The organism is Methanofollis formosanus, assembly GCF_019633745.1.
Lineage (GTDB): Archaea > Halobacteriota > Methanomicrobia > Methanomicrobiales > Methanofollaceae > Methanofollis > Methanofollis formosanus.
The window spans coordinates 1,663,004-1,689,341 of sequence record NZ_CP037968.1 but is presented as its reverse complement, the minus strand read 5'-3'; the positions used below and the strand labels follow the sequence as shown (position 1 = coordinate 1,689,341).

Annotated in this window: 11 protein-coding genes and 1 pseudogene; 10 read left to right on the top strand and 2 right to left on the bottom strand. The window is 58.4% G+C overall.

The annotated features are described in order from the left end of the window. The first annotated feature begins 336 nt into the window (after window positions 1–336). The gene (locus E2N92_RS07670) at window positions 337–3,627 is read left to right on the top strand and encodes a carbohydrate-binding protein (protein WP_220680607.1); all 3,291 of its coding nucleotides are present in this window, start codon (window positions 337–339) and stop codon (window positions 3,625–3,627) included. Window positions 3,628–3,660: 33 nt separating this feature from the next. On the opposite strand, the gene E2N92_RS07665 is transcribed toward E2N92_RS07670, so the two are convergent. Next, window positions 3,661–4,587, bottom strand: a complete 927-nt coding sequence (locus tag E2N92_RS07665) for a glycosyltransferase family 2 protein (protein ID WP_220680606.1) — start codon at window positions 4,585–4,587, stop codon at window positions 3,661–3,663. A 280-nt stretch (window positions 4,588–4,867) separates the two neighbouring features. Between E2N92_RS07665 and E2N92_RS13570 the strand changes: the two genes are divergently transcribed. Next, a complete protein-coding gene (locus E2N92_RS13570) occupies window positions 4,868–14,089 on the top strand; it encodes a PKD domain-containing protein (RefSeq protein ID WP_246589144.1) in 9,222 nt (3,073 codons plus the stop codon). A gap of 380 nt (window positions 14,090–14,469) precedes the next feature. On the opposite strand, the gene E2N92_RS07585 is transcribed toward E2N92_RS13570, so the two are convergent. After that, a complete protein-coding gene (locus E2N92_RS07585) occupies window positions 14,470–15,444 on the bottom strand; it encodes a glycosyltransferase family 2 protein (RefSeq protein WP_220680605.1) in 975 nt (324 codons plus the stop codon). Between the two features lie 171 nt (window positions 15,445–15,615). On the opposite strand from E2N92_RS07585, the gene E2N92_RS07580 reads away from it, so the two are divergent. From E2N92_RS07580 to argB, 8 genes and pseudogenes are all read left to right on the top strand, one after another. Next, window positions 15,616–17,220, top strand: a complete 1,605-nt coding sequence (locus E2N92_RS07580) for an oligosaccharide flippase family protein (protein ID WP_220680604.1) — start codon at window positions 15,616–15,618, stop codon at window positions 17,218–17,220. 110 nt (window positions 17,221–17,330) lie between these two features. Next, window positions 17,331–18,026, top strand: a pseudogene (locus E2N92_RS13790) (PAS domain-containing protein); the annotation flags it as partial. Window positions 18,027–18,116: 90 nt separating this feature from the next. Continuing rightward, a complete protein-coding gene (locus E2N92_RS07575) occupies window positions 18,117–20,927 on the top strand; it encodes a PAS domain S-box protein (RefSeq protein ID WP_246589143.1) in 2,811 nt (936 codons plus the stop codon). A gap of 692 nt (window positions 20,928–21,619) precedes the next feature. Next, window positions 21,620–22,522 (top strand): ADP-ribosylglycohydrolase family protein, encoded by a 903-nt coding sequence (locus E2N92_RS07570; protein WP_220680602.1) that lies wholly within the window; start codon window positions 21,620–21,622, stop codon window positions 22,520–22,522. 26 nt (window positions 22,523–22,548) lie between these two features. Further along, window positions 22,549–23,535 carry an N-acetyl-gamma-glutamyl-phosphate reductase gene (argC, locus tag E2N92_RS07565; RefSeq protein WP_220680601.1) on the top strand — a complete coding sequence of 329 codons (987 nt, stop codon included), beginning with the start codon at window positions 22,549–22,551 and terminating at the stop codon, window positions 23,533–23,535. A gap of 10 nt (window positions 23,536–23,545) precedes the next feature. After that, the gene (locus E2N92_RS07560) at window positions 23,546–24,043 is read left to right on the top strand and encodes a CBS domain-containing protein (RefSeq protein WP_343222823.1); all 498 of its coding nucleotides are present in this window, start codon (window positions 23,546–23,548) and stop codon (window positions 24,041–24,043) included. After that, a complete protein-coding gene (gene argJ, locus E2N92_RS07555; protein ID WP_220680600.1) occupies window positions 24,040–25,191 on the top strand; it encodes a bifunctional glutamate N-acetyltransferase/amino-acid acetyltransferase ArgJ in 1,152 nt (383 codons plus the stop codon). Before E2N92_RS07560 ends, argJ begins: the two co-directional genes overlap by 4 nt. Next, window positions 25,188–26,057, top strand: a complete 870-nt coding sequence (gene argB / locus E2N92_RS07550; protein ID WP_220680599.1) for an acetylglutamate kinase — start codon at window positions 25,188–25,190, stop codon at window positions 26,055–26,057. The genes argJ and argB overlap by 4 nt, the downstream gene beginning before the upstream one ends. The last annotated feature ends 281 nt before the right edge of the window (window positions 26,058–26,338 follow it).

The window sequence follows — 26,338 nt, the reverse complement described above, 5'->3', positions numbered from 1 at the left end:
GTTCATGCTCAGATCTGTCATAACCGCCGTTTTTTTGAATATATTCGAATCGTTTTATGGTCGTTCCTTTGTTGTATATTATCCTGGCTTTAGGAAACGCATTTTAATAATGAATTCCAGATCTAAATCTGATATCTGGTCTGGAATCATCTCCCCATCAGATAATTATTCAGGGATGTTTCTCCTCTGATTTTGTGGAAATTATTTCGTATTTCCTCTCTTTGATATTAAATTCTCAAAAAAATTTTGGAGATTGAATAATTCTAGATCACAATGTTTAAAAGTACATTGTGTGAAAATTGATCTTGACGGGGGGATGAACACGAGGAACATTCCATGAACAGATCAATGTTGCGCCTCCTGCTCCTGGCGTCAGTGCTCATATGTCTGGCGCCTGCGGTCAGTGCTGCCACCCTCAATGTGGCCGCTTCTGACAGTTCGCAGGATGCAAAGACACAGGCAGACTATGTCTGTGACGGAAAATCTGATCAGATCGAGATCACGAACGCGCTCAACGCGGCCGGAAAAGGCGGCACGGTTCACCTTGCCGCTGGAACGTACAAATGTGACGGAAGCCCCAAGATGGCAGCTGGAACAACGCTCATGGGTTCAGGCGAAGACAAGACCAGGATCGATATCCGCGGTACCTGGGACGGCGTATTTGCCAACGAGAACACTCACCTTGAGGGTTTCACCATCTCGGGCCAGGGTGCTGTCTGGATTCAGTACAGCCACGTCTCTATCCAGAGTGTGACCGTCACCGGTGACACGAGGATGAACGGTGCTTTCACGGTCTGGTGCCCCGGGCACGATCTCACTGACATCTCATTCAAGGACTGCACGGCCATCGATATGACCTGGACAGGGTTTAACATCGATGGAACGAGCGCTGGTCTGAAGGTCTCAGACATCACGTACGAGAACTGCAAGGCGATCCGGTGTGGTGCCGACGACAACTCGCACCCATGGACTGCGGGATTCATCCTCGCAGAGCACAACGACCTTGAGAACGCACTGATCAAAGACTGCTATGCAGAGGACAACTGGGAATCCGGTTTCCACATCGAACCGGCCCCGGCAGTGAAGAACGTCGTCTTCGAGAACTGTACAAGCAAGGACAACGGTATCAGGAAACAGGCACGTTTCCCTGAGTCAGACACCCAGCGGGACATGAACCTCATCTTCGGTGCAGGGTTCTTCCTCAACAACGGTGTCACCGTGAAGGACTGCACGGCGATCGGGAACCACCATGGGTTCATGATCTGGTCGTCGAACGGTGCGAAGTTCGAGAACTGCTACTCCAAGGACTCGGAAGCATCTGACTACTTCCTGATCCACTGGAACGGCTTCATCTCTCCGAACGTCTTCACCAACTGTGTGAGCGAGAACGCAGGCGGGTATGCCATCGATGCCTCGAACACCAATGACGTGAGGTTCGAGAACTTCAAGATCATCAACGCGAAGGGTGTCGACGGTTCCATGATCCGGCTCGGGAAGTACTACCCGGCGATTGGTCGCGACCTGCCGTGCCAGAACTCGTACTTCGATCTGACTATCGAAGGCGGGCCTGAGAACATCCTGTATTCGCACTATGGTGTGAACGATGTCATCGAAGGAACGGCAACCGGCAACTATGCGGAGAACCCGTTCAAGATTGTCTCGCCGTCTTCAGGTGTGGACACATCAGGACTGGAGATCAAGAAGTCCACCGATCCGGTGGACCCAACCCCAACCCCGACTCCTGACCCGAACCCCGACCCGAACCCCGAGCCGGTGGAGAGGCACACTCTCCCCGGCACGGTCGAGGCCGAGGACTATGATCAGGGCGGGGAAGGTGTTGCCTATCATGACACCGACGCCGTGAACGAAGGCGGTGCGTACCGCAAGGACGGCGTCGATATTGAATACTGGGAGAAGACCGGTGCGACCACCATCGCCTATGCCTATCCGGGTGAGTGGCTCCAGTACTCGGTCAATGTCGCCGAGGCAGGGAAGTACGACGCTGATTTCACCGTCGCCTCCGCCATGAACGGGCAGTCGATGAAGGTGCTCATCGATGGCGAGGAGGTTGCCGCCGTTGAAGCCCCGAACACCGGTTCATGGGGTGCCTTCACGACAGTGAAGAAGAGTTTCGACCTCTCCGAGGGGAACCACACACTCAAAGTTGCCTTCGATGGTTCGATGAATCTGGACAGGATTGCCTTTGCCGAGAACACTTCTTCAGGATCGGGCCCGGATGACGGTTCGAACCCTGACGATGGTGCAGGCTCTGAAGAGGGGGCTGCGGTCCCCGGTACCATTGAAGCCGAAGATTATGACGAAGGCGGCGAGGGCGTCGCCTATCATGACACCGACGCTGTGAACGAAGGCGGGGAGTACCGTCAGGACGGCGTCGATATTGAATTTTGGAAAGCCAGCGGTGTCACCACCATCGCATATGCATTCCCTGGCGAATGGCTTCAGTACACCATTGATGTCGCCGAGGCCGGGACGTACGATATTGCGTTCACCGTCGCCTCTGCTATGAACGGGCAGTCGATGAAAGTGCTCGTCGACGGAAAAGAGGTCGGGACCGTGACCTCGCCGAACACCGGTTCGTGGGGCACGTTCACGACGGTGGAGAAGAGCATTGAGCTTCCTGCCGGGAAACATACCATCAAAGTTGTCTTCGATGGCTCCTTGAATTTCGACAAGATGGTGCTTTCAGCATCTGATTCGTCGGGTTCGGAGCCTGGAGAAAAGGTGGGGATTGCCCTTCCCGGGACATTCGAAGCCGAAGATTATGACGAAGGCGGCGAGGGCGTCGCCTATCATGACACCGACGCTGTGAACGAGGGCGGGGCATACCGCAAGGACGGCGTCGATATCGAGTACTGGGAGAAGATCGGTGTCACCACCATTGCCTATGCGTATCCTGGTGAGTGGCTCCAGTACACCGTCGACGTCGCCGAAGCCGGGACGTACGATGTTGCGTTCACCGTCGCCTCTGCCATGAACGGGCAGTCGATGAAAGTGCTCGTCGACGGGAAAGAGGCCGGGACCGTGACTTCGCCGAACACTGGTTCGTGGGGGAAGTTCACGACGGTGAAGAAGAGCATTGCTCTCCCCGCCGGTGAACACACCCTCAGGTTTGTCTTCGACGGCTCCCTCAACCTCGACAAGGTTGCAGTCACCGCCGGTCAGGAGTCGGTCTCCTTTACGGTTCAGGCCGAAGACTATGACGAAGGTGGCGAAGGCGTTGCCTACCATGACCGGGACGCCGAGAACAGAGGCGGTGCGTACCGCACGGGCGGTGTCGACATCGAGTACTGGGAAAAGAACGGTATCACCACCATTGCCTATGCCTTCCCTGGCGAGTGGGTCCAGTACACCGTTGATGTCCCCAGAGCAGGGACATACGATGCTGAGTTCAGGGTCGCCTCCGCCATGAGCGGGCAGTCGATGAAGGTGCTCGTCGACGGGAAAGAGGTCGGAACGGTGACCTCGCCGAACACCGGTTCGTGGGGCACGTTCACGACGGTGAAGAAGAGCGTCGCGCTCCCTGCCGGTGAGCACACCGTCAGAATGGCGTTCGGTGGTTCTCTGAACCTCGACAAGTTCTCCTTTGCCAGCGCATCCGGCTCTTGAATGGGGTGTGGTCCGGCGTCCTGCCGTTGGACTTCATCCCCCATATTTTCCGGGATTGAACGGGGGTTCCGCCTTTGCCTTGCGGATCCCATCCCTCACTCCCCGGATTTGCGGTATCAGTGTGTTGAACCGCCCTTTTATCATCGCCCCGCCAAGTTCTCTGGGGTTGTCAACCAGGGCCTGGTGGAGGAGAAAAGTCAGGAACTGTCGTTGCGTCGCATAACGACGCATGAAAATGAACTTGTTCCTGGCAAAGTAGTAGACCTCTGTCGGACTCTTCCGTCCGCCGACACTTTTCCCTCCCTTATGCCAGATCTTCGCATGTGGGGTATAGAGGATCCGATAATGCCGGTTCGCCCTGGCGCAGAAGTCCACCTCCTCGAACTGATAGAAATAACCGGTATCGAAGTACCCGATTTTTTTGAAGACCTCGGTCCTTGAAAGCCAGAATACGCCGTCGATATATGAGTATTCGCGTATCTCGTCGTGCTGTCCCCGGTCGATCTCTGAGTACCCTTCATTGAACATCCGACCGGTGGAGAAGTTGATTTTTTTGCCTACCACGAGGAGTCGGTCAGGGATATAGTAGTCATAGACCTTGCCGGTGACGATTCCTGCGCTCGGGTCCGATTCCAGGACCTCAACCAGGCTCCGGACCATCCCGGGATCGGCGATGGTGTCGTTGTTGTAGATGAGGGTGTAGGGTATCCTGTGCTCCATCGCATAGGCAACTCCGATATTGATCCCGCCTGCGAATCCCAGGTTTTTTTCGCTCTCGATGAGTGTCACTGAGGGGTCGACGGCCCTGAAGGCGTCGGCCGATCCGTCGGTCGAACCGTTGTCGACGACGACGATCTCGCAGGCCGGATAGTCCTGCTTCTGCAGTGACCTGATACATTCCAGCGTGTCTTCCTTGCCGTTCCAGTTGATGATCAGAATGGCTACTTTATCTCTCTCCACTTCGTCTCCCCCGTCAGGATCACCCTTTGGGGGAGGCACATTATATATTCATTGCGGCGATCCGGGATCATATATTTATTGTTAAAAATTCTTAAATTCAATTTATGTGCCCATTATGTGTCCTTATTGAAATTTTAAGATTTAATTCTGGCTATTGATCAATTAAATTTCATTTAATTCTTTTAAATGGTAAGAATATTTGAAAAACTATATATATATTAATTAGAATATCCCTCTCCCATTCCAAGATATGGGGGGGACGGTTACGAGACGATTTATTTTGCTATTGCTGGTTCTATTCTGTATTGCTGTCGTCGGGACAGTTTCGGCGGCAGCCGATGAGACGAAGATCCTGCCCCTGGGAGATTCGGTCACGGCCGGGGCGATCGACGAGCAGACTGGTGTAAATTATCCGAGTTACCGGTATCACCTCTGGAACCTGTTGAATGAGAATGGTTACCAGGTGAATTTTGTCGGAACCCGGACGGCCCCGGATTTCCAGCTTGATTTTGACAGGGACAATGAGGGGCGGCCCGGGTGGCGGGCAGACCATATTGCCTTTGGGAACCTCGATTACGAACCCCAGAACGGGAAACTCTCGGTCTGGCTGGATGCTCTCAAGGCGAAGGGGGAGGTACCCGATCATGTGCTCATTCACCTGGGCACGAACGACCTTCTTCAGCAGGGCTATCCCAAGCCCCCTGCGACGGTGGCTAACGAGACCATCGAGGATCTCAGGGCAGTGGTCGGCGTTCTCAGGGAATACAACCCCAGGGTCACTGTCTACATCGCGGAGATCATTCCGATGAAGATTGCATTCTACAAGCAATATGTGGATGCATACAATGCAGAGATCCCGGGTCTGGTAACATCTCTGGACAAACCTCAGTCCAGGGTCATACTTGTCGACCAGAACTCCGGATTTAATGTCGGCACCGATCTCAGGGATCACCTCCATCCGAACCACCAGGGGGAGGAGAAGATGGCCGACCGGTGGTATGAGGCTCTCTCGCAATCCTTACCAAGGCCTTCAATCCCATCGGCAGATTTTTCCGCGGATCAGCGGAATGGAAAGGCCCCGCTCACGGTCAGGTTCACCGGGAACCCGGGTGGGACACCCCCTTTTGAGTATGCATGGGACTTCGACGGTGACGCGGTCGTCGACGCAACGGTGAAAGATCCCACCCACACCTACACCTCGCCGGGCCGCTACACGGTCTCTTTTAAGGTCACCAATGCTTTCGGGACTGCAGACGAGGTGAAGAAAGAATATGTCATCGTGACCGGCGGTCAGTCCGAACCCTATGTAGAGCGAACGGTTCCCTGCCGGGTGGAGGCCGAGGAGTACGACTATGGCGGTGAGGGCGTCGCCTACCATGACGCCACCTCTGGGAACCAGGGGGGGGCCTTCAGAGATGACGGTGTGGACATCGAGAGCTGGGACGACCTTGGAGTCGTCAATGTCGGTTACACCGCAGAGGGTGAGTGGCTGGAGTATACGGTGGACGTAGCCGAAGCCGGGAACTATCTCATCTCTTTCAGGCTGACCTCAGCCCTGAAATATCAGAGCCTGGATTTCAGCCTGGACGGCAAGTATATGGCGACAGTGCTGGCGCCGCAGAACGGATGGTCGGGCTTCTCCACCGCGCACGTGCCTGCCGGGTTTGCCCTTTCCGAAGGTCGCCATGTGATCAGGGTTACGATGGGCGGCGGCCTGAACCTGGATTCTTTTGAGATCACAAAGGCCGGTCCGGCGGCCCCGGTGGCTGACTTCTCGGCGAACGTCACTTCAGGTTCCCCACCGCTGGCGGTTCGCTTTACCAGTCAGGCAGCCGGTTCCGGCCCGCTCACCTATGCCTGGGAGTTCGGGGACGGCGGGACTTCGACTGCGGAACACCCCGTGCATGTCTATGCCGATGAGGGTGCCTACACGGTACAGCTCACGGTGACCAACAGTGCCGGGAGCGACACCGCCGTCCGCGAGGATCTGATCGAGGTCGGGTACCCCGCACCCCAGGCCGGATTTACGGCGGACGTCACCTCCGGGGAGGCGCCTCTGAGTGTGCAGTTCACCGACACCTCCCGTCATGCGACCGCCTGGCAGTGGAACTTCGGCGACGGCGGCACGTCGACCCTGCAGGATCCGGCCCACACCTATGACGAACCCGGGATCTACACGGTGAAGCTCACGGTCACCGGTCCTGGCGGCACCGCCTCTGCGCAGCATGAGATCACGGCCCTCGCACCGGGTGGCGACCAGACGCCCTTCAAGAACCATGCACTCCCGTGCCGTATCGAGGCCGAGGACTATGATCTCGGTGGTGAGGGGGTCGCGTACCACGACACCGAGGCCGGGAATCAGGGCAACTCGGACTACCGCTCCGACGACGTCGATCTTGAAGGATGGAACGGTGCGATCACGACTTCGTACGCCTATCCCGGCGAGTGGCTCGAGTACACCGTCGACATCCCTGATGCCGGCACATACGCGGCCGCTTTCGTTCTCGCGACGCCGCAGGCCGGGAAGGAGTGCGTCCTCTCGGTGGACGGCGCCGAGGTCGGACGCGTGACCTCGCCGAACACCGGCGGGTGGGGTGCCTACGAGACGGTCGAGACCGAGGTCGATCTGCCGGCCGGTTTACACATCCTTCGACTCACCTTCCCGCAGGGCTGGGTGAACACCGATGCCGTCACCTTCACGAAGGAGGGTCCGGCGGCACCGGTCGCGGACTTCTCGGCGAATGTCACCTCAGGGGAACCCCCCCTGGCGGTGCAGTTCACGAGCCAGTGCACCGGCACTCCACCGCTCATCTACGCCTGGGAGTTCGGTGACGGCGAGACTTCAACCGATGGGAATCCGGTGCATCTCTATGCTATCGAGGGGACGCACCCGGTGACGCTCACGGTCAGCAACGAGGCTGGTGAGGACACACTCGTCCGCGAGGATCTCATCGCGGTCGGGTACCAGCAACCGGTCGCGAGTTTCACCGCGGACCCCTCCTCAGGTGAGGCACCTCTAAGTGTGCAGTTCACCGACACCTCGCTCCACGCGACCGAATGTGCCTGGACGTTCGGCGATGGTGAGACTTCGACTGAAGTAAATCCGGTGCATGTCTACGAGAGCCCGGGCACCTACACGGTCACCCTGACGGTCACCGGTGCGGGCGGCACCGCCTCTGCGGAGGACGAGATCATCGTCACCGGTGCGGGCGGGCAGACGCCCTTCAAAAACCACGCACTCCCCGGCCGCATCGAGGCCGAGGACTACGACCTCGGCGGCGAGGGGATCGCGTACCACGACACCGAGGTCGGCAACCAGGGAAACTCCGACTACCGCTCCGACGACGTCGACCTTGAAGGCTGGAACGGTGCGGTCACCACCTCGTACGCCTATCCGGGTGAGTGGCTGGAGTACACCGTCGACATTGAAGAAGCCGGGAGATACACGGCCGGCTTCAGTCTTGCGACGCCGCAGGTCGGGAAGGAGTGTGTCCTCTCGGTGGACGGCACCGAAATCGGACGCGTGACCTCGCCGAATACCGGCGGCTGGGGCATCTACCGGATGGTCGAGACCGAGGTCGATCTCCCGGCCGGGGTGCATGTGCTCCGCCTCATCTTCCCGCAGGGTTGGGTGAACACCGACGCCGTCACCTTCACGAAGGAGGGTCCGGCGGCACCGGTCGCGGACTTCTCGGCGAACGTCACTTCAGGGGAACCGTCGCTTGCGGTGCAGTTCACGAGCCAGTGCACCGGCACCCCGCCGCTCACGTACTCCTGGGAGTTCGGTGACGGTGGGACTTCAACCGATCCGAATCCGACGCATCTCTATGCCGGGGAGGGTACGTATTCGGTGACACTCACGGTCAGCAACGGGGCTGGCGAGGATATGCTCGTGCGTGAAGACCTGATCGTGGTCGGGTACCAGCAACCGGTCGCGAGTTTCACCGCGGACCCCACCTCCGGCGAAGCACCGCTTTCTGTGCAGTTCACCGACACCTCGCTCCACGCGACCGAGTATGCCTGGACATTCGGTGATGGTGAGACCTCAGATGAAGATCATCCGGTGCATGTCTACGAGGACGCCGGCACCTACACCGTCACCCTGACGGTCACCGGTCCGGGGGGCACCGATTCTGCGGAGGACGAGATCATCGTCACCGGCGAGGGCGTTCAGACGCCCTTCAAGGACCACACTCTCCCGGGCCGCATCGAGGCCGAAGACTATGACCTTGGCGGCGAAGGGGTGGCGTATCACGACACCGAGGTCGGCAACCAGGGCAATTCGGACTACCGTAGCGACGACGTCGACCTTGAAGGCTGGAATGGTGCGGTTGCCACTTCGTACGCCTATCCGGGCGAGTGGCTGGAGTACACCGTCGATATCGATGAGGCCGGAAGGTACACGGCCGGTTTCAGCCTCGCGACGCCGCAGGCCGGCAAAGAGTGCGTCCTCTCGGTGGACGGTACCGCCGTCAGGAGAGTGACCTCGCCGAACACCGGCGGGTGGGGCACCTACAGGACGGTCGAGACCGAGGTCGACCTGCCGGCCGGGACGCATGTGCTTCGACTCACCTTCCCGCAGGGTTGGGTGAATGCCGATGCCGTCACCTTCACGAAGGAGGATCTGGAGGCGCCGGTCGCGAACTTCTCGGCAACATTCATCTCAGGCCATGTACCGCATACCGTCTGCTTCATGAGCCATTCCACCGGCACGCCGCCGCTCACCCATACCTGGGACTTCGGCGATGGGAGCACTTCCGACGAAGAAAACCCACGGCATAGGTATGTCGACGAGGGGCACTACTCGGTGAGACTCACCGTCCAGAACGCGGCCGGTGAGAACACCATCATCCGCGAAAATTGTGTCCGTGTCGGCAATCCCAGGACTATCGCGAATTTCACGCGTAATATCACCTCTGGCGAGGCACCGCTTGCGGTACAGTTCACCGATCACTCTCCCCATGCAACAGCCTGGCGGTGGTACTTCGGAGACGGCGGGACTTCGACCGAGCAGCATCCGGTCCATGTCTTTGAGAACCCGGGGGTCTACGTAGTGAAACTTGAGGCAAAATGTGGTATGTTTGATGAAATCGCCCTCAAGGAGATCACCGTCACCCCCTCGGGTCAGGTCCGGTATCCGTTCAAGAACCATACTCTTCCATGCCGCATCGAGGCCGAGGACTATGACCTGGGTGATGAGTACATCGCATATTATGATGTCGAACCCGGAAACCAGGGCAACTCAGAATACCGCTCCGACGATGTGGACCTTGGTGAGATAGACGGAACTCTTGCGATCGTGGATACCGCCCCGCTTGAGTGGGTGGAGTACACCGTGAACATCACTGAAGCCAGCGAGTATATGGTGACCTTCCACATGGCCCCTGACAATCCGGAAGAATATGGTCTCGTAAAACACTGCCTCCTCTCGGTAGACGGCGCAGAGGTGGTGAAGGTGCCTGCCATGCTGACAGGCGCTGGAGAGACCTTCAGGAGCGTCGATGCGGTGGTCACTCTCCCTGAAGGTCGGCATGTCCTCAGGTTCGCCTTCCCTGAGGGAGGAGTGAATCTCGATGCCGTCACTTTTACCAGAGGGGCCGCGGTGGAACCGCCGGTCGCGGACTTTGAAATGAAACGGCTTTATGAGTTTAGGCACACTCCCGGGATAGCCCCATACCGTCTGGTGAGTACATCCACCGGCACCCATCCCATGACGTACTTCTGGGAATTCGACGACGGATCGACATCGACCGAGGAAAACCCGAGCCATAGGTTTGACTATTATTCAAGACCGAAGATTTCGCTCACCGTCACGAACAGTGCCGGTAGTTCTGAGGTAACAAAAAATCTCCATGAAATATATCTCTACGATGACCGCGATCTCGGTGCAATCAGTTTCGAGGCCAACGTCACCTCGGGCAAGGCCCCGCTGGCGGTCAGGTTCACCGGGGTTCCCCCGGAAGGTACCGTCAGTACCTCCTGGGATTTCGGCGATGGAAGCCCGGAGGTCGAGGACCAGAATGAGATGGAACATCTCTTCACCGAGGATGGGATCTACACGGTGACGTTTGAAGCCGAAGGCAACTATGGGTATAAAAATTCAACCAGCCAGGTGATCACGGTCACCACGCCGGAGGGGCAGGCGCCCTTCAAGGCCCGGTCCTCCCTCTCCCATATCGAGGCCGAGGACTATGACCTCGGCGGCGAGGGTGTCGCCTACCATGACGCCGACCCTGAGGTGAATCAGGGTGGTGCATACAGAGAAGAAGGTGTGGACCTCACGATCTGGGGCAAGGTCACGGCCATCTCGCACACCGAACCTGGAGAGTGGGTCGAATATACGCTTGACATCGAGAAATCCAAAAACTACAAGATAACCCTCGAAGTGGCTACACCCCAGAGCGGCAAGGAATGCGTCCTCTCGGTGGACGACACCGAGGTAGGACGCGTGACCGCCCTGAACACCGGGGACTGGAGTACCTTCGAACCGGTCGAGGTCTTTGTCGATCTCCCGGAGGGCAAACATGTGTTGCGGGTCACGTTCCCGCAGGGCGGAGCGAACCTCGACAGCATACATATTCCCTGGTATGTAGGAGACCCGTCACTCCCATCTGTAGAGACATCGGCGAATGTCACGTCAGGCGAGGCGCCCCTTGCAGTGCAGTTCACGAGCAGGGTTACCGGAACTCAGCCGTTCTCGTACTCCTGGGATTTCGACGATGGCACGACTTCAAATGAAGAGAACCCGCTCCATGAGTTTAACAGGGCAGGGACGTACCATGTGGTCCTGATCGTCGACAGTCCATATGGATCGAGATCATCCAGCCATGAGATCACCGTCACCGGCGAGGGAGGGCAGATGCCTTTCAAGAACCATGCACTCCCGTGCCGTGTCGAGGCCGAGGACTATGACCTCGGTGGGGAGGGCGTCGCATACCACGACACCGAGACCGGCAACCAGGGGAACTCCGACTACCGCTCCGACGACGTCGACCTTGAAAGCTGGAACGGTGCGGTCACCACCTCGTACGCGTACCCCGGTGAGTGGCTCGAGTACACCGTCGAGGTCGAGGAGGCCGGGAGGTACACCGCCGCCCTCCTCCTCGCCACTCCCCAGACCGGCAGGGAGTGCGTTCTCTCGGTGGACGGCACCGGGGTCGGGCAGGTGACCGCACCGAACACCGGCGGGTGGGGTAATTATGAGACAGTCGAGACCACGGTCGACCTTCCGGCCGGGACGCATGTGCTCAGGCTCACCTTCCTGCAGGGGTGGGTGAACGCCGACGCTGTCATTTTCACGAAGGGTGGGACAGCAGCGCCGGTGGCCGATTTCTCGGCGAACGTCACCTCCGGCGAGTCTCCGCTTGCGGTGCAGTTCGCCGACACCTCGCTCAACGCGAACGGCTGGTCATGGGACTTTGGGGATGGAGGGGCATCTGATGAACAGCACCCATTCCATCTCTTCGGCACGTCCGGGGTGTACGATGTCTGGCTCACGGTCGACGGCAGTGACGGGAGTGCCTCGAAGGCCTGCACCGTCATCACCGTCGTCGAACCTGATCAGAAACCCTATCGTACCCATGCTCTTCCATGCCGTATCGAGGCCGAAGACTATGATTGGGGTGGTGAAGAGGTTGCGTACCACGATAAAAACGAAGGGAATCAGGGCAACTCGACCTATCGCTCCGACGATGTGGATCTCGTCGAGATCGATGGTGCCACCGCCATCGGCCACACCGAGCCCGGCGAGTGGGTGAGGTACATCGTCGATGTCCCTGAGGCGGGGGTCTATACGGCGGTCTTCCACGCCCATGCTCTCGATCACGGGGCAAGGTGCACCCTCCATTCTCCTGGTTCGGAGGATGCGAGCGTCTCTGTGTATCGAAGATCAGATGGTATGATCTTCCAGACCTTCTCGGACCAGTTCCGGATCGATTCTCCCGGCGAACAGGTTCTGGATCTCTCATTTGATGAAGGCGAGATGTTCATCGATGCGATCACGGTATTGAAGGGGGATGTGAAGGCTCCGTACGCTGAATTCGAGATGAATGTGACTTCCGGCGATCTGCCGCTCACAGTCGGGTTCACCGGTCAGACCACCGGCACGGGGCCGTTCTCGTACGCCTGGGACTTCGGTGACGGCGGGAGTTCAGATGAGGAGAACCCGACTCATATCTTCACCGACGCCGGTGTCCACACCGTGACGCTCACGGTCACCAGCCATTCGTTATTCTCCTCCTCCATCAGCAAGGAGATCGTCGTCGTCTCACCCGACCCTGTTCAGGAGCCGTACACAAACCACAACGTCCCCTGCCGCATCGAGGCCGAGGACTTCGACCTTGGCGGTGCGGACGTCGCCTACCATGACAGTTCTCCCGGCGAGAACTGGGGCCGGGCGTACAGAGACGAGGGGGTCGACCTTCTGGAGCGTGACGGCGTCATCTTCATCTATGGCATCTGTGCAGGGGACTGGGTGGAGTACACCGTCGATATCCCGGAGACCGGCCGGTATCGTGCGGCCTTCATGCTGGGGCACGATTCTGTGAGCGAAGAAAAACCTGTTCTCCTCTCGGTGGATGGCATTGAAGTCGGTGAGGTGAGGATGCCAAAGATCTATGGAGGTTTCAGGACGGCCGACACGATGGTCGATCTCCCTGCCGGTCGGCATGTGCTCAGGCTCACCTTCCCTGGTGGTGGCGGGCGTATCGACGCCTTCGAGATCACCAGAGGGGAAGCCGAGCTCCCCACCGCCGATTTCAGTGCATTGTATCTGATGGATTATCTGCCCGGTACCCAGTTCTCCAACAACTGTACCGGTACATTCCCGCGTTCGTACTTCTGGGACTTCGGCGACGGCGAGACCTCGACCGATCCGAACCCGTCCCACAGTTACTACGACCTGCCTTACGGGTACTATACGGTGAAACTCACCGTCACGAATAGCGCAGGGAGCGACACGGTCGCGAAAACATTCTTGAAAGGCGATCCAAATATGGTGAAGGCCAGCATGAGTGCAAATACCACATCAGGCGACACTCCCATAGAGATCCGGTTCATCGAAGTAACTTCGATGGGTGAGAGCAACGAAACTGCACTTTTAGACGCCGCCTTCGAGACGAACGTCACCTCGGGCGAGGCTCCCCTGACAATACAGTTCACCGACGTCACCGAAGGCGATGTCAGAGCACAGGCCTGGGACTTCGGGGACGGAACGTCCTCGCTTGAACCCGCACCGGTTCACCGGTACGATGAAACCGGGAACTACACCGTGACCTTCACGGTCGTCGGCTCTGGTGGCGCCTCTAAAGTGGAGGGCGAGATCAGCGTCCTCCCGGTAGAAGAGAAAAGCGACGGGAGGGTTGCATATCCGGTGAGTCAGGGAAGGGCGTCGAAAATGAGAATCCAGACCGTGGAAGATGGGGGGAACAGCCCCTTCACCTTCTTCTCATTTTTGGGCTCTGTAGAATTGGGTATGAACTCCAGGCTCAAGCATACGCGATGAAAATTCTTGGAGGTCTCTGGTGAGTGGATCCTTGTTCCCTCTTCAGAGGGGGACACCAGATGGGACCGCCACTTCATTGCCGCTCCCTGACTATCTTCGTCGTGGGGGTCCGGAGGGTGCGAGATGGGGATGAAGATTCTACAATCTGGGCGGCACGCCTGATCATCACACCTTCTCACATCTTCATGCCGGGGGCTCTGCCCTCCAGACCTCCCACGGACGAAGATTGCCGAGGGGCGGCGATGAAACATGATACTCTCTTTTGCCCTGTTTTGAGGGGGAGGATCCCCCAAAACTCTGAAGTGCTGTCTGGAACAATATCCAATAGCGTATGCTTGAGTTCGGGGTTCATGCCGAATACTCATGAAGAGGACTGACTTTCACTCCAGCCCGCGGGTCCGCTGGTGTGCTCCCGAGAGGACTAGATAGGCCCAGCTGGGCAGGGCGGCCAGGAAGGAGAGGCGCATCTTTTCGGCGGAAAAACGTTCGGTCACGCACGCTTCAAGATAGGCCCGCGCCTCCACCCGCATTCCCTGCCTGAGCATGGATGAGGCAAGATAGAGTTGTTTGCCCGCAATGAACTCTCGCACCTCGGGTATTTTTCTCTTCGGGACCAGACATCCTATAAGTGCGGAATTTGCTTCATCTATAATTTTATGTGTCCAATATGGGTTTCGTGCTTCATCGGCGCTTCTGTTCGTCGCCTCCATATGATAGACCGCTCCGGCCTCCCATGTGAAGACGATCTCTCTGGTGAGGGCGATCCTGAACCAGGTGATCACATCTTCTCCCACCGGGGTCCCCTCAGGAAATCCGCCGACCTCCAGGAGGGCTTCTTTCGGTACCATCACCGCCGACGAGATCACCGGCTGGTCGGCATTTGCGGCGGCAAGAAAGTAACTGGGAAGGTACCCTTCCCAGGGAGGCGTAGGCACCCTCCGATAGTTCGGCTGCCGTCTTTCTCCCCCTTCTTCTTCGATCTTCATCCATGCGGTGGCATAGGCGCCGGCTCCAGGGAAGCGGTCCCGGAGTCTCATGACGGTTGCAAGAAATGTGGGCATCCATTCGTCATCGGCGTCAAGGAAGGCGATCCACTTTGCCTGTGCCTCGCGGATCCCGAGGTTTCGTGCCGCAGAAGCACCCTTGTTCTCCTGACCGACGACCCTAACTCTGGGGTCATGGCCCTCTCCGACCAGAAGGTTCCCTCCGTCGGTGGAACCGTCGTCCACCACGATCACCTCAAAGTCCTGGAATGTCTGAGATAGGACTGATTGAAGTGCCCGCTTGATATACGGAGCCTTGTTATAGAGGGGGACAACCACCGAGACCGCGGGCGCCCTTCCTTCCGGAGTCATGTCATCGATAGTGTTTGGCCATCTTTCAAATATATCTAATTTTCCCTCCCGCACCCTTTGCCGGGGGACAGAAATCTATTTATTTAACATCCGCATCTCTTCACCGGGGGGTGACAGAAAGGTCTTTTTCATCCCCCTTCTGAGAGCGTCGTTTTGTCCAGTGGGGGGAATATGGAAGATCGAGATCGTGCCGAGGTGAACAGAAGTTTTGTGGGGCAGTTTCCCCTCAATCTGATCTCCAATATCCTTCTGTTTGTGGTGAATGTCGTTACCGGTTTCTGGTTGACACCATTTTTCATCTCGACTCTCGGGATCGCTGCCTATGGGCTCATACCTCTTGCTGTCACCATTACGACCTATCTCGGCCTTGCTACGCGATCTCTCAATTTCACCGTCGCACGATACCTCACTGTCGACCTGCAACGTCAGGAATACGCCAGCGCCAATCTTACCTTCAACACGGCCTTCTTCGGGATCGTGGGGCTGACCATCTTCCTGGTCTTTCCGGTCGTCTTCCTCCTCGCTTTCAACGTCGATGCTGTATTCAATGTCCCTCTGGGTGAATTGACCGATGTGATCTACCTATTTCTCGGGATTCACGTCGCATTTCTCATCAGAACGGTAGGAAGCACGTTCAGTGTCTCTTTCTTCGCGAACAACCGGTTGGATCTCTATAATATTGTGGAGGCCTTCGGCCGCATCCTTGAGGTAGGACTGATCGTCGCCTTCTTCCTCTGGTTCGCACCCCGCCTCGGTTATGTCGGTGTTGCCTATCTTGTGACCTCTATCATCCTTCTCGTTCTCATGATCGGTGCCTGGCGGGTGCTCACACCCCAACTCTCGGTCAGACTCCGTTCATTTCATCGAGGAACTCTGAAAGAGATGTCGGTCTTCGGGAGCTGGATGCTCGTCAACGAGATCGGTTCTCTGCTCTTCCTCCAGGTCGACCTGATCATCGTCAATATCTTTCTTGGTCCGTTTGCCGGTGGGGAATATGCCGTCGCTCTTACCTGGAGCATTCTTCTGCGGACGATGGGTGGCGTCCTTGCTGGCGTTCTCGCCCCGATGATCTTCATCTATTATGCCAAGGAGATGTTCGCCGAGATCAAGCGGATGGCACTCTCTTCGGTGAAGTGCATGGGTCTGGCCCTTGCTCTCCCTGTCGGGCTTCTTTGCGGCTTTGGGTCCGAACTCCTGACACTCTGGGTAGGGGCAGAGCATGCGGGTCTTGCCCCACTCCTTGCCCTGCTGGTTATTCACCTCGGAGTGAACCTCGCGGTGCTCCCGCTCAATCATGTCATGATCTCATATTCCAGGGTGAAGATCCCGGGACTTGCAACGATCGCGCTCGGTGCTGCGAACGTCATCCTTGCACTCTGGCTTGTTGTGGGTGCTGGATGGGGTGTTTTCGGTGTTGCTACGGCCGGGGCGATATTTTTCACTGTCAAGAGTAGCGTATTCATGCCGTGGTACAGCGCGAAGGTGCTCTCCCTTCCGGTGAGAGTGTTCTTCAAGCCCCTTGTGACGGGAGCATCTGCCACTCTGGTTATCGCCCTGATATCCTTCCTGCTCGGTGGCCTGGTGCCTATCGAGAGTTGGTTAGAATTGGGGGTTATTTCGGGGGCGATCGGAATCTTATACCTTCTGTTCGTCTGGTGCTGCCTCTTCACCGAGGAAGAAAGGACGATCTTCGGTTCTCTCTTGCCCGCTCAGATCAGAAAATTTTTGCTGCCCTCAACCGGAGGAGAAGGATCATCTCCACTGGAAAAATATTAGATGAGTTCGCTTTTATAAATCTGGCCACATTCAATGCGTCGATTGCTATTTTCAGCAATAGGTTTCGTTTCGATAGATATTTGTATCACTGCTCCATCACCATCATCCATATGCCCCCTGACGGAGAGGATTGTGGATCAGCGGACGAAGGGCCATGGCGGCCGCTTCTGGATGCCCTTCCATTCGTTTCTCTGGTAACGCGGCCTGAGGATCTGAGGATCGTCTATGTCAGTCCGGCCATGGCCGGGATCGTAGAGAGACGATATTGCGATTTTGTTGGGTCCGATGCCTCGCATTTTTTTCAGCATGTCGTTCTGCCTGGAGGAGGATTGGGAGTGCCGGGTGGTGCACCGGATGGCACTTTATGCCGTTTTCTCTCTGGCGGGGAGAGATTTTTTTCCTGGAAGAGTCAGCGTTTCGTCTCTCAGGGAACGGAGTATATCCTCGATACCTTTGAAGAACAGGGTCTCCTTGCATGGGAGGGATCATTTGATCCGTCTTTTCAGGTCAGGCATATAGGAAGTATCATTCTTAAATGGACCCCCGCATTCCAGATCACGTATATCGAGAGGTCCAGTGCCGATTATCTGGGATATACCCCTGAAGAGCTCCTGGGAAAACCTCTAATCGGAACCCTATTGCCCGAGCATGAATCGAGCGCCCGAAAACTCCTCCGTCTTGTTGAAAATGTTTCTAAAGGCCCGGGAAATGGTTCTCAGTGTGAGATTGAGGTGATCAGGAAAAACAGCACACAAGTGCGTATTTTATGGTTCTCAACCGGGCTCAGGGGATCGGATGGAGAGATCGTCGAGTACCTCTCGGTAGGGGCTGTAATTGCGGATCAGGAGCGTTCTCTGCCTGTCTTCAGCTCCCGGTATGCGGTCGTCCCTATCTCCATGGAGGGAAAGGTGACCGGATGGGACGAGGTCGCTATTAAGACCTTTGGCTACTCGGAGATGGAGGCGCTCGGTGCCGATTTCATCGATCTTGTCGTCCCGGAGACCGGACGGCCGTTCCACCGCAGGCTTGTCAGGGCGGTTCAGCACTCTCAATCCTGGATCGGTGGTTTCATCAGTGGTCATGGGTATCGGCAAGGGATATGTCTCAAAAAGGATGGTACACGGTTTCCTGTAGAATTGTCGGTCATTCCCGGCCCCGGGATGCCGGCGTCCCCCTTCTCGGAGGGAGCGGTCGTCGTCATCAGAGGCCTCGCCGAAGAGTGGGAAGCAGAGTGTCGACAGATGCGATACGCCCGGAACATCGGTCTTCTCTCGGGTACGGCGATGGCCTTTGTCGAGATGGATGGTGGCCCCGAGATCTACGACTTCATCGGGAGACAGATCCGGTCGCTGGCCGGGAACAGTATTGTCACCGTGAATTCATATGACCCGGAGGACCGGTCCTTCTGTACGCGGGCTGTTTTTGCTGAAGAAGAGGAGCGCGCCGCCTATGTTGCTGCAGTGGGGTGTGATGTTGTTGGCTCCAGATTTCCGATCACCGACCAGGAAGAGGTGCTCTTCAGCGCCGAACGAGGGATCAGTCGGGCCTCTGGCCTGTATAAGGTGCTAACCAGAACGGTTCCCTGTGATATCTGCACGTTTTTGGAGTCTGAGCTCGGGATTAAGGCGATATATGTGATTCCCTTTGTCAGAAGGGACCGCATATTCGGATGTGCAATTATATTGGTTAAGGAAAGTGCCAGGCTTGAAAACGCCGATATCATCGAGGCTTTCATGAACCAGGCCGCCGTTGCCATCCAGCGTCATTATGTGGCGGAGGCCCTCCGGGAGAGTGAGAAGACAGCAAGGGCGCTTCTGGACGCAACGCCGGACCTCGCCTTTCTGACCGACCATGAGGGGGGGATCCTCTCGTATAACGAACCTGCCAGAGTGGCCTTCGGGGAAGACAGGTGCCTTACCTGCCAGAAGGTAGAGATGATTCTTGGTGCGGAATTTGCTTATCATCTGCACGAGGCCTTTGGTTCTGCGAGGATATCAGGAAAGTCCGTCCAGTTAGAGACGAAAGGGGATGAACAGGTCTTTTTAGTCAAAGTATCTCCGTTCACCGGTCCTGATTATGAAGTGACAAGGTTTGCGGTCTTTATTAGAGATGTCACCGATGCCCGACGGGCGGAGGAGGCATTGATGATCGCGAACCGTCACCTCAACGACACCATCGAACACCTGCCCGATGCGATCCTGGTCATTGACCGTCAGGGGCGTGTGGTGTCCTGGAACCGTGCGATGGAGGAACTGACTGGTGTTCGAAAGGACGAGATCCTGGGAGAGGGGGGCCACGCCTATGCCGTTCCTTTCTATGGGGGGCGTAGGCCCATGCTCATCGACCTTGTCGAGGCCGGGGCCGACGAAGTGCGGGCACTGTATCCTGAAGTCCGGCGTATGGACGGACCGATCCTTTCCTGTGTGAGATCGAATCTACAGGTCGGTGAAGGGCGCCCTCTTCATCTCTCTGCAACCGCCTCGCCGATCATTGACCGGGACGGCAAGGTCGTGGGGAGCATTGAGTCGATCAGGGATGTGACCATGGAGAAGACTATGGAGGAGGAGTACCTCAGAAATGAGAAACTCGAATCGATCGGACTCCTTGCCGGTGGGATCGCCCACGATTTCAACAATATTCTCACTTCGGTTCTCGGGAACATCACGCTCTCCAGGATGAAGATCGAGGACGGACGCTCTCTGGATCATAATCTGAGAGAGGCGGAGAGGGCGGTGAAAAAGGCACAGGCCATCACCCAACAACTCCTCACCTTCTCGCGTGGTGGTGCCCCTGTCCTTGAAACCGTTGAACAGCCGAATTTTTCTTCCATGGTTCTTGAGACTGCAGAATTTGTCCGTAGAGGAATAAAATCCTCTTTTAAAGCCACCTTTGATCCCGACCTCTGGCAGGTGAGCATCGACCCGGCACAGTTCTCTCAGGTCATCCAGAACCTGATGTTCAACGCCGACCAGGCGATGCCGTGCGGGGGAACGATCCGGATTGAAGCCAGGAATAGAATGTTTATTGAAGACGGCACGGTGCCGGCCGGCAGTTATGTTGTCTTCTCCGTCGCCGATACGGGCATGGGTATCCCGGCGGATCATCTCTCCAGGATCTTTGACCCGTATTTTACCACCAAGGGAGAAGGGCGGGGCCTCGGGCTTGCCACCGTCCGTTCGATCGTCAAGAATCATGGGGGGAGTGTCACCGCTGTATCGGATCAGCATGGTTCGGTCCTCACCGTCTACCTCCCTGCGGCTTCAGAAGGGATGGGGGAGATGTCGGGGGGCGTGGAAACGGAAGGCTATTCCGTCGAGAGTGATGCACATATACTCTTCATGGACGACGACGAAGGTGTGCTCTCATCGATCGTCCCTCTCCTGGAAAGTGAGGGCTATTGCGTCACTGCAGCGTCCGAAGGCGGTGAGGCGATAAGACAATATACCGCAGCCTATGAATCGGGCCGTCCATTCGACCTCGTCATCATGGACCTGACTGTTCCCGGTGGCATGGGGGGTGTCGAGGCGATTGATAAACTCCGAAAGACCGATCCTTCGGTGAAAGCGATCGTCTCAAGTGGGTATTCGACCGATCCGGTGATGGGATCGTACCGGGAATACGGTTTTGCCGGCGTGGTCAGGAAGCCGTACCCCATCGACGAACTCTTTGCCGAGGTCAGACGTGTACTCTCCATGCGAGGGGTCTGAGATGTTTTGATCTCTTGCAAGGAAATCTTATTTTGCCCGGTTCGATTTCCAAGAGTCATTATTCGGCTCTGTAGAATCGGGCGTGAGCCGAGCACCCGCCTCAACCATGCCGGAAGAAAATTCCTGTGGGCTTCTGGGATGTGCACGGATCCTTGCTCGCCCTGGGACCCCACGATAATGTTCAATCGCGTATGCTTGAACCGCCGCGGGTAAATGATCGCGAGAACCGTCTTCTCGACTTTGTAAAAATGTTCAGAATGGCTATCTCTGCGGGGGGTTGCTCCCGGTCCCCCGCGCGAGCGATCGGTGGCGGACGATAATACTCTCTCCACGGTCATTGATGGCGCCTTCCCCGCTCTATCTTCATCCCGGGGGTTCGGGGGCAGCGCCCCCGGCGCGGTGTTGCGGGAAGGCACGTCGATCAGATCGGCTGCTCCTATCGCAGCATCTTCACCACCATCTCGCGCCGGGGGGGAGGCGATGAAACCGGATCTTCCAGATGTCCTGTCACGAGGGTTGGGGTCCTGCCCCCACGCCGAAGCGCACCTCAGAAAATGTTCATCCCGTATGCTTGAGCCAGAGGTTCATGCCCGATTCTACAGAGCCCATTATTCTTTTAGTATATTGGCCGGCCTGTGTATTCCGAATGTCATGACGAAGACCTTATCATACTCCCGGAGAATAGCGATCTGATGCTGGACCGTTTCAGGGGGTGCATGCTCGGGGCGGCCGTCGGCGACGCCCTGGGGATGCCGGGGGAGAGTGCTTCGATGAATCTCTCGCATATGTACCGCGGCTACCGGCGGGCGTGGAAGTGGCACCCGAACGCCGGCCTTGAGCCCGGACAGTACACGGAGGACACCCAGATCATGCTCCTGGTAGCGGCCCTTCTTGCATCGGGCACCTATTCAGAGGAACGGTACGCCGCCGAACTCTCGCGCCTCTGCCTCTCCGGAGACCTCAGGTTCCCGGACGGTTCGCTGATGGCGGCCTGCGAGCGCCTGGTCACTGTCGGGCCGGACCGGAGCGGCGTGAACTCGGACACCGCCGGCTGTATCCCCCTGGCGGTCCCCTTTGCCCTCAAATATGCGGACCCGGTCGAACTCTCCGGCCGACTTGCAAAGGCCTGTTCGGTCACTCACACCCACCCCGCGGCTCTGGCCGGGACCGTGACCGTGGGACTCTTCATCTCGGCCGTCCTCCGATCGACGGGGGATCCCTTCGCCATCGCTCTCCGGGCCGCCTCGTCCGAGGACCCCGAACTCGGGGTGCGGCTCATGCGAGCGGTCGAACTCGAGCGCGAAGGGATCAGTCTCGAAGGCACCCTTCCGGTCATCGGCAACGACGTCTCGATCTATCAGACCGTCCCGATCGCCTTCTTCCTGATGAGCCGATACAAAGACCCTGAAAACCTCCTCTATGTCGCGGCCAATGTCGGCGGGAACACCGACACCATCGCCTTCATCTGCGGTGCTTATGCGGGGGCGAGGTACGGCGAGGGTGCGCTTCCTCTCGATCTCCTGGAAGGACTCGAAAACCGGGAAGAGATCGGGCGACTGGCCGGAGAACTCCTCCTGGCTACTCCAAAGGATTAAATTTTCCCTCCGGTATATTCTCCTGTATGGATGTTGCTATCGTCGGGGCGTCTGGCTATACCGGGGGAGAACTGTTCCGCCTCCTCCAGGGCCACTCCTCGGCCGAGGTGGTCGCCGCCACCTCCAGGAAAGAGGAGGGCCGCCCGGTCGCCACGGTCCACCCCCATCTCAAAGGATACACCGACCTCACCTTCACCAACCCGGCAGTCGAGGATATCGATGCCGATGTCGCCTTTCTTGCGGTGCCGCACACCGCGGCAATGAACTATGCCGGCAGACTCCTTGAGCAGGGCATGAAGGTCGTCGACCTCTCCGCCGACTATCGTCTGCCGCGGGGGGTCTATGAGACGGTCTACGGGGTCACTCATACCGACTACTTTGAGGCGCCGTACGGCCTCCCCGAACTCCACCGCGAAGAGGTGAAGGGGAAGCAGTTTGTCTCGAACCCCGGATGTTTCCCGACCGGGGCCACGCTTGCGGCGGCGCCGCTTGCGTCCGGTGCACGCTATGTCATCTATGACTCCAAGACCGGCGTCTCGGGCTCGGGCGTCAACCCGTCCCCCACCACCCACTACCCGAACGTGGCCGACGGGGTGATGCCGTACAAGTTGACCGGTCACCGTCACCTCGCCGAGATGGAACAGGAACTCGGCCGCCTCGGCTCGAAGGCGCGCTGCTTCTTCACCCCGCACCTCGTCCCGGTGAACCGCGGAATCCTCACCACCGCCCATATCATTCTGGACGAACCCATGACCCAGGAAGAGGTCGAGGCGCGGTACCGCGACTTTTACAAAGACGAGTTCTTCGTCCGTCTCCAGAAACCCTCCCTCGGTGCGGTGCGCGGGAGCAACTTCTGCGACATCTGGTTCGAGGCGCGGGACGAGCGGGTCGTCGTCGTCTCGGCGATCGACAACCTCGTCAAGGGCGCCGCCGGGCAGGCGATCCAGAATATGAATATCATCTGCGGGTTCGCGGAGAACGACGGGCTTATGACTCCGCCCTGCATGCCATAATGAGGAGGAGATGGATACCATGAATGTCAGGGAGATCATGACAGGAGAACCGGTGACCGTCCAGGTCGACGTGACGGTCAGGGAGGCCGCGGCTCTCCTGCGCAAACACGATGTCGGGGGCCTGCCGGTGATGGACGGAGAGGACCTGGTCGGGGTGATCACCGAGGCCGACGTCCTCTCGCTCCTCAAGACCGGCGCCCTCTCGGAAGACCTCTGGCTTCCTTCGCCGCTTGAGTTCATCGAGATCCCGATCAGGGAACTGATCAACTGGGAGAAGACCCGGGCGGCCCTTTCAAACATCGGAGAGACGCCGGTGCGCCGGGTGATGTCGATGCCAGCGGTCACCATCGGGCCTGAGGCCGGGATTGAGGAAGCGGCCGGCCTGATGCTGCGCGAAGGGATCGCCCGTCTGCCGGTTGTCGAGGAGGGGCGGCTGATCGGGATCGTCGCCCGCCGGGACATCGTCCAGGGGCTTGGCGCCTCGTACGAGGAGAGTGAAGAGTCGTGAGGAGTATCTGTGCAGTCCGGGGCGTCGAAGCCGCCGGGATGAAAGAGGGGAAGTATGGGCTCGCGGTGATCAGGGCGAGCGGCACGGCCGCGGCGACCTTCACCTCCAACCTGGTCGCCGCTGCCCCGGTCCTGGAGATGCAGGAGGCGATGGAGGCCGGGCGTCTCGACGCCATCGTGATCAATTCCGGGTGTGCGAATGCCTATACCGGCGAGCGCGGGCGTGCCGACGCCACCGAGATGCGCCGGGTCGCCGCCGCGGCCCTGGGCCTGGAACCTGAGCAGGTCGGGGTGGCGAGCACCGGGGTGATCGGACGCTACCTCGACCTCGACCTGATCGGTCGGCAATGTGCGGAGGTCGTCCCGCACCTCGCCCATTCAGAGGAGGCCGAGACCGCCGCGGCGAGGGCGATCATGACCACCGACCTCGTCGAGAAGCATGCCCTCGTGGAGGCCGACGGGTTTACGGTCGCCGGGATCTGCAAGGGCAGCGGGATGATAGCCCCGAACATGGGGACGATGCTGGCCTTCATCTACACCGACGCCGAGATCGGGGCCGACGATCTCCGGGCGTCGCTGCGCTCGGCGGTGCGCCGGAGTTTCAACCGCGTCGTCGTCGACGGGGACGAGAGCACCAATGACTCGGCCTTCTGCACGGCCACCGGCGAGGCCGGGCCGGTGCCGCGGGCAGCGTTCGACGCGGCGCTCGAAGCGTGCTGCATCTCCCTCGCGAAACAGATTGCCGCGGACGGGGAGGGCGCGACCAAACTCCTGGAGGTGCAGGTCGTCGGCGCTCCCGACGAGGCGGCGGCAGAGGCGGTGGCCAGGACGGTCGTGGCCTCGCCGCTTGTCAAGACGGCGGTGTACGGCGAGGACCCGAACTGGGGCCGGGTCGTTGCGGCGGCCGGGCGGGCCGGGGTCAGGTTCGACCCCGACGCCGTCTCACTCACCATCGGCGAGGGGCCGACGCTGACCGAACTGGTCAGGGACGGGACGATCGTCTCCGACCTGGTGCGGGCGAAAACGGCGATGCAGGGCAAGAGAGTCGTCTTCTCCCTCGACCTTGCGGCCGGCGAGGGTGCGGCCGTCGCGTGGGGGTGCGACCTGACCGAGAAATATGTCGAGATCAATGGGAAGTATACAACATGAGGCGTGAAGAAGTCCTGATGGAGGCCCTGCCCTACATCCAGCAGTTCCACGGCAAGACGATCGTGATCAAACTCGGCGGGCACGCCATGGTCGATCCCGAGACCCTGGAGAACGCGATCCGCGACATCGTCCTCCTCCACTATGTGGGGATGAAGGTCGTCGTCGTGCATGGCGGCGGCCCCGAGATCACCGAGAAGATGCGGGCGATGGGCAAAGAACCGGAGTTTGTCGGGGGCCTGCGGATCACCGATGCCGAGACCATGGAGATCGCTCAGATGGTCCTGGTCGGCAAGATCAACAAGGGGATCGTCTCGCTCATCGCCCGCGAGGGGGACCGGGCCGTCGGGATCTCGGGCAATGACGGCAACATCATTCTTGCCAGAAAGATCAGCGCCCAGATGGTGCGGGTCGGCGATGAGGAGCGCGAGGTCGACCTCGGGTATGTGGGAGAGATCGAGGGGATCAACCCGGCGCTGCTCACTACGCTCCTGGAGACCGGGTACATCACGGTCATGGCCCCGATCGCGATCGACCGGGCCGGCCGCAACCTCAACATCAACGCCGACACGGCGGCCGGGGAGATCGCCGTCGCGCTCGGCGCCTTCAAACTCGTCAACCTCACCGATGTCGACGGCGTGATGGATAGGGAGCGGACCCAGGTCTTCCGCCGTCTGCGGGCCGTGGAGACCGAGGAACTGATGGCCGACGGGACCATCTCGGGGGGGATGATCCCCAAGATCGATTCCTGCGTGCGGGCGGTGAAGGGCGGGGTGCCGTACGCCCATGTGGTCAACGGCAACAAGACGCACAGCATCCTCCTCGAACTCTTCACCGACGCGGGCGTCGGGACGATGATCACCGAATAACTGGCGAAACTTTCCTCCTTTTTTTGGCTTTGTAGAATTTTTCATGAGGCGAGCGCCCGCCTCAAGCATACGGGATGAAAATATCATATTGCAGGTTTCCGGGGTGTGAGATGATCCTTGATCTTTCTCCTCGTGAGAGGGGGAAGGCCAGATATCTCTTGACCTGCCGCCCCCTGGCTATCTTCGTCGTGGGGGGTCCGGGGGCACTTGCCCCCCGGCGCGAGACGGCGGTAAAGATTCTGCAATTGAGGGCGGCACGTCTGATCATCGGGATCTGCTAT

What these genes read in the sequence shown, in the direction of transcription:
- E2N92_RS07670 (WP_220680607.1), top strand. Translation starts at nt 337, where the DNA reads ATGAACAGATCAATGTTGCGCCTCCTGCTCCTGGCGTCAGTGCTCATA.
- E2N92_RS07585 (WP_220680605.1), bottom strand. Translation starts at nt 15,444, where the DNA reads ATGACTCCGGAAGGAAGGGCGCCCGCGGTCTCGGTGGTTGTCCCCCTC.
- E2N92_RS07580 (WP_220680604.1), top strand. Translation starts at nt 15,616, where the DNA reads ATGGAAGATCGAGATCGTGCCGAGGTGAACAGAAGTTTTGTGGGGCAG.
- E2N92_RS07575 (WP_246589143.1), top strand. Translation starts at nt 18,117, where the DNA reads ATGGAGGGAAAGGTGACCGGATGGGACGAGGTCGCTATTAAGACCTTT.
- E2N92_RS07570 (WP_220680602.1), top strand. Translation starts at nt 21,620, where the DNA reads ATGCTGGACCGTTTCAGGGGGTGCATGCTCGGGGCGGCCGTCGGCGAC.
- argC (WP_220680601.1), top strand. Translation starts at nt 22,549, where the DNA reads ATGGATGTTGCTATCGTCGGGGCGTCTGGCTATACCGGGGGAGAACTG.
- E2N92_RS07560 (WP_343222823.1), top strand. Translation starts at nt 23,546, where the DNA reads ATGGATACCATGAATGTCAGGGAGATCATGACAGGAGAACCGGTGACC.
- argB (WP_220680599.1), top strand. Translation starts at nt 25,188, where the DNA reads ATGAGGCGTGAAGAAGTCCTGATGGAGGCCCTGCCCTACATCCAGCAG.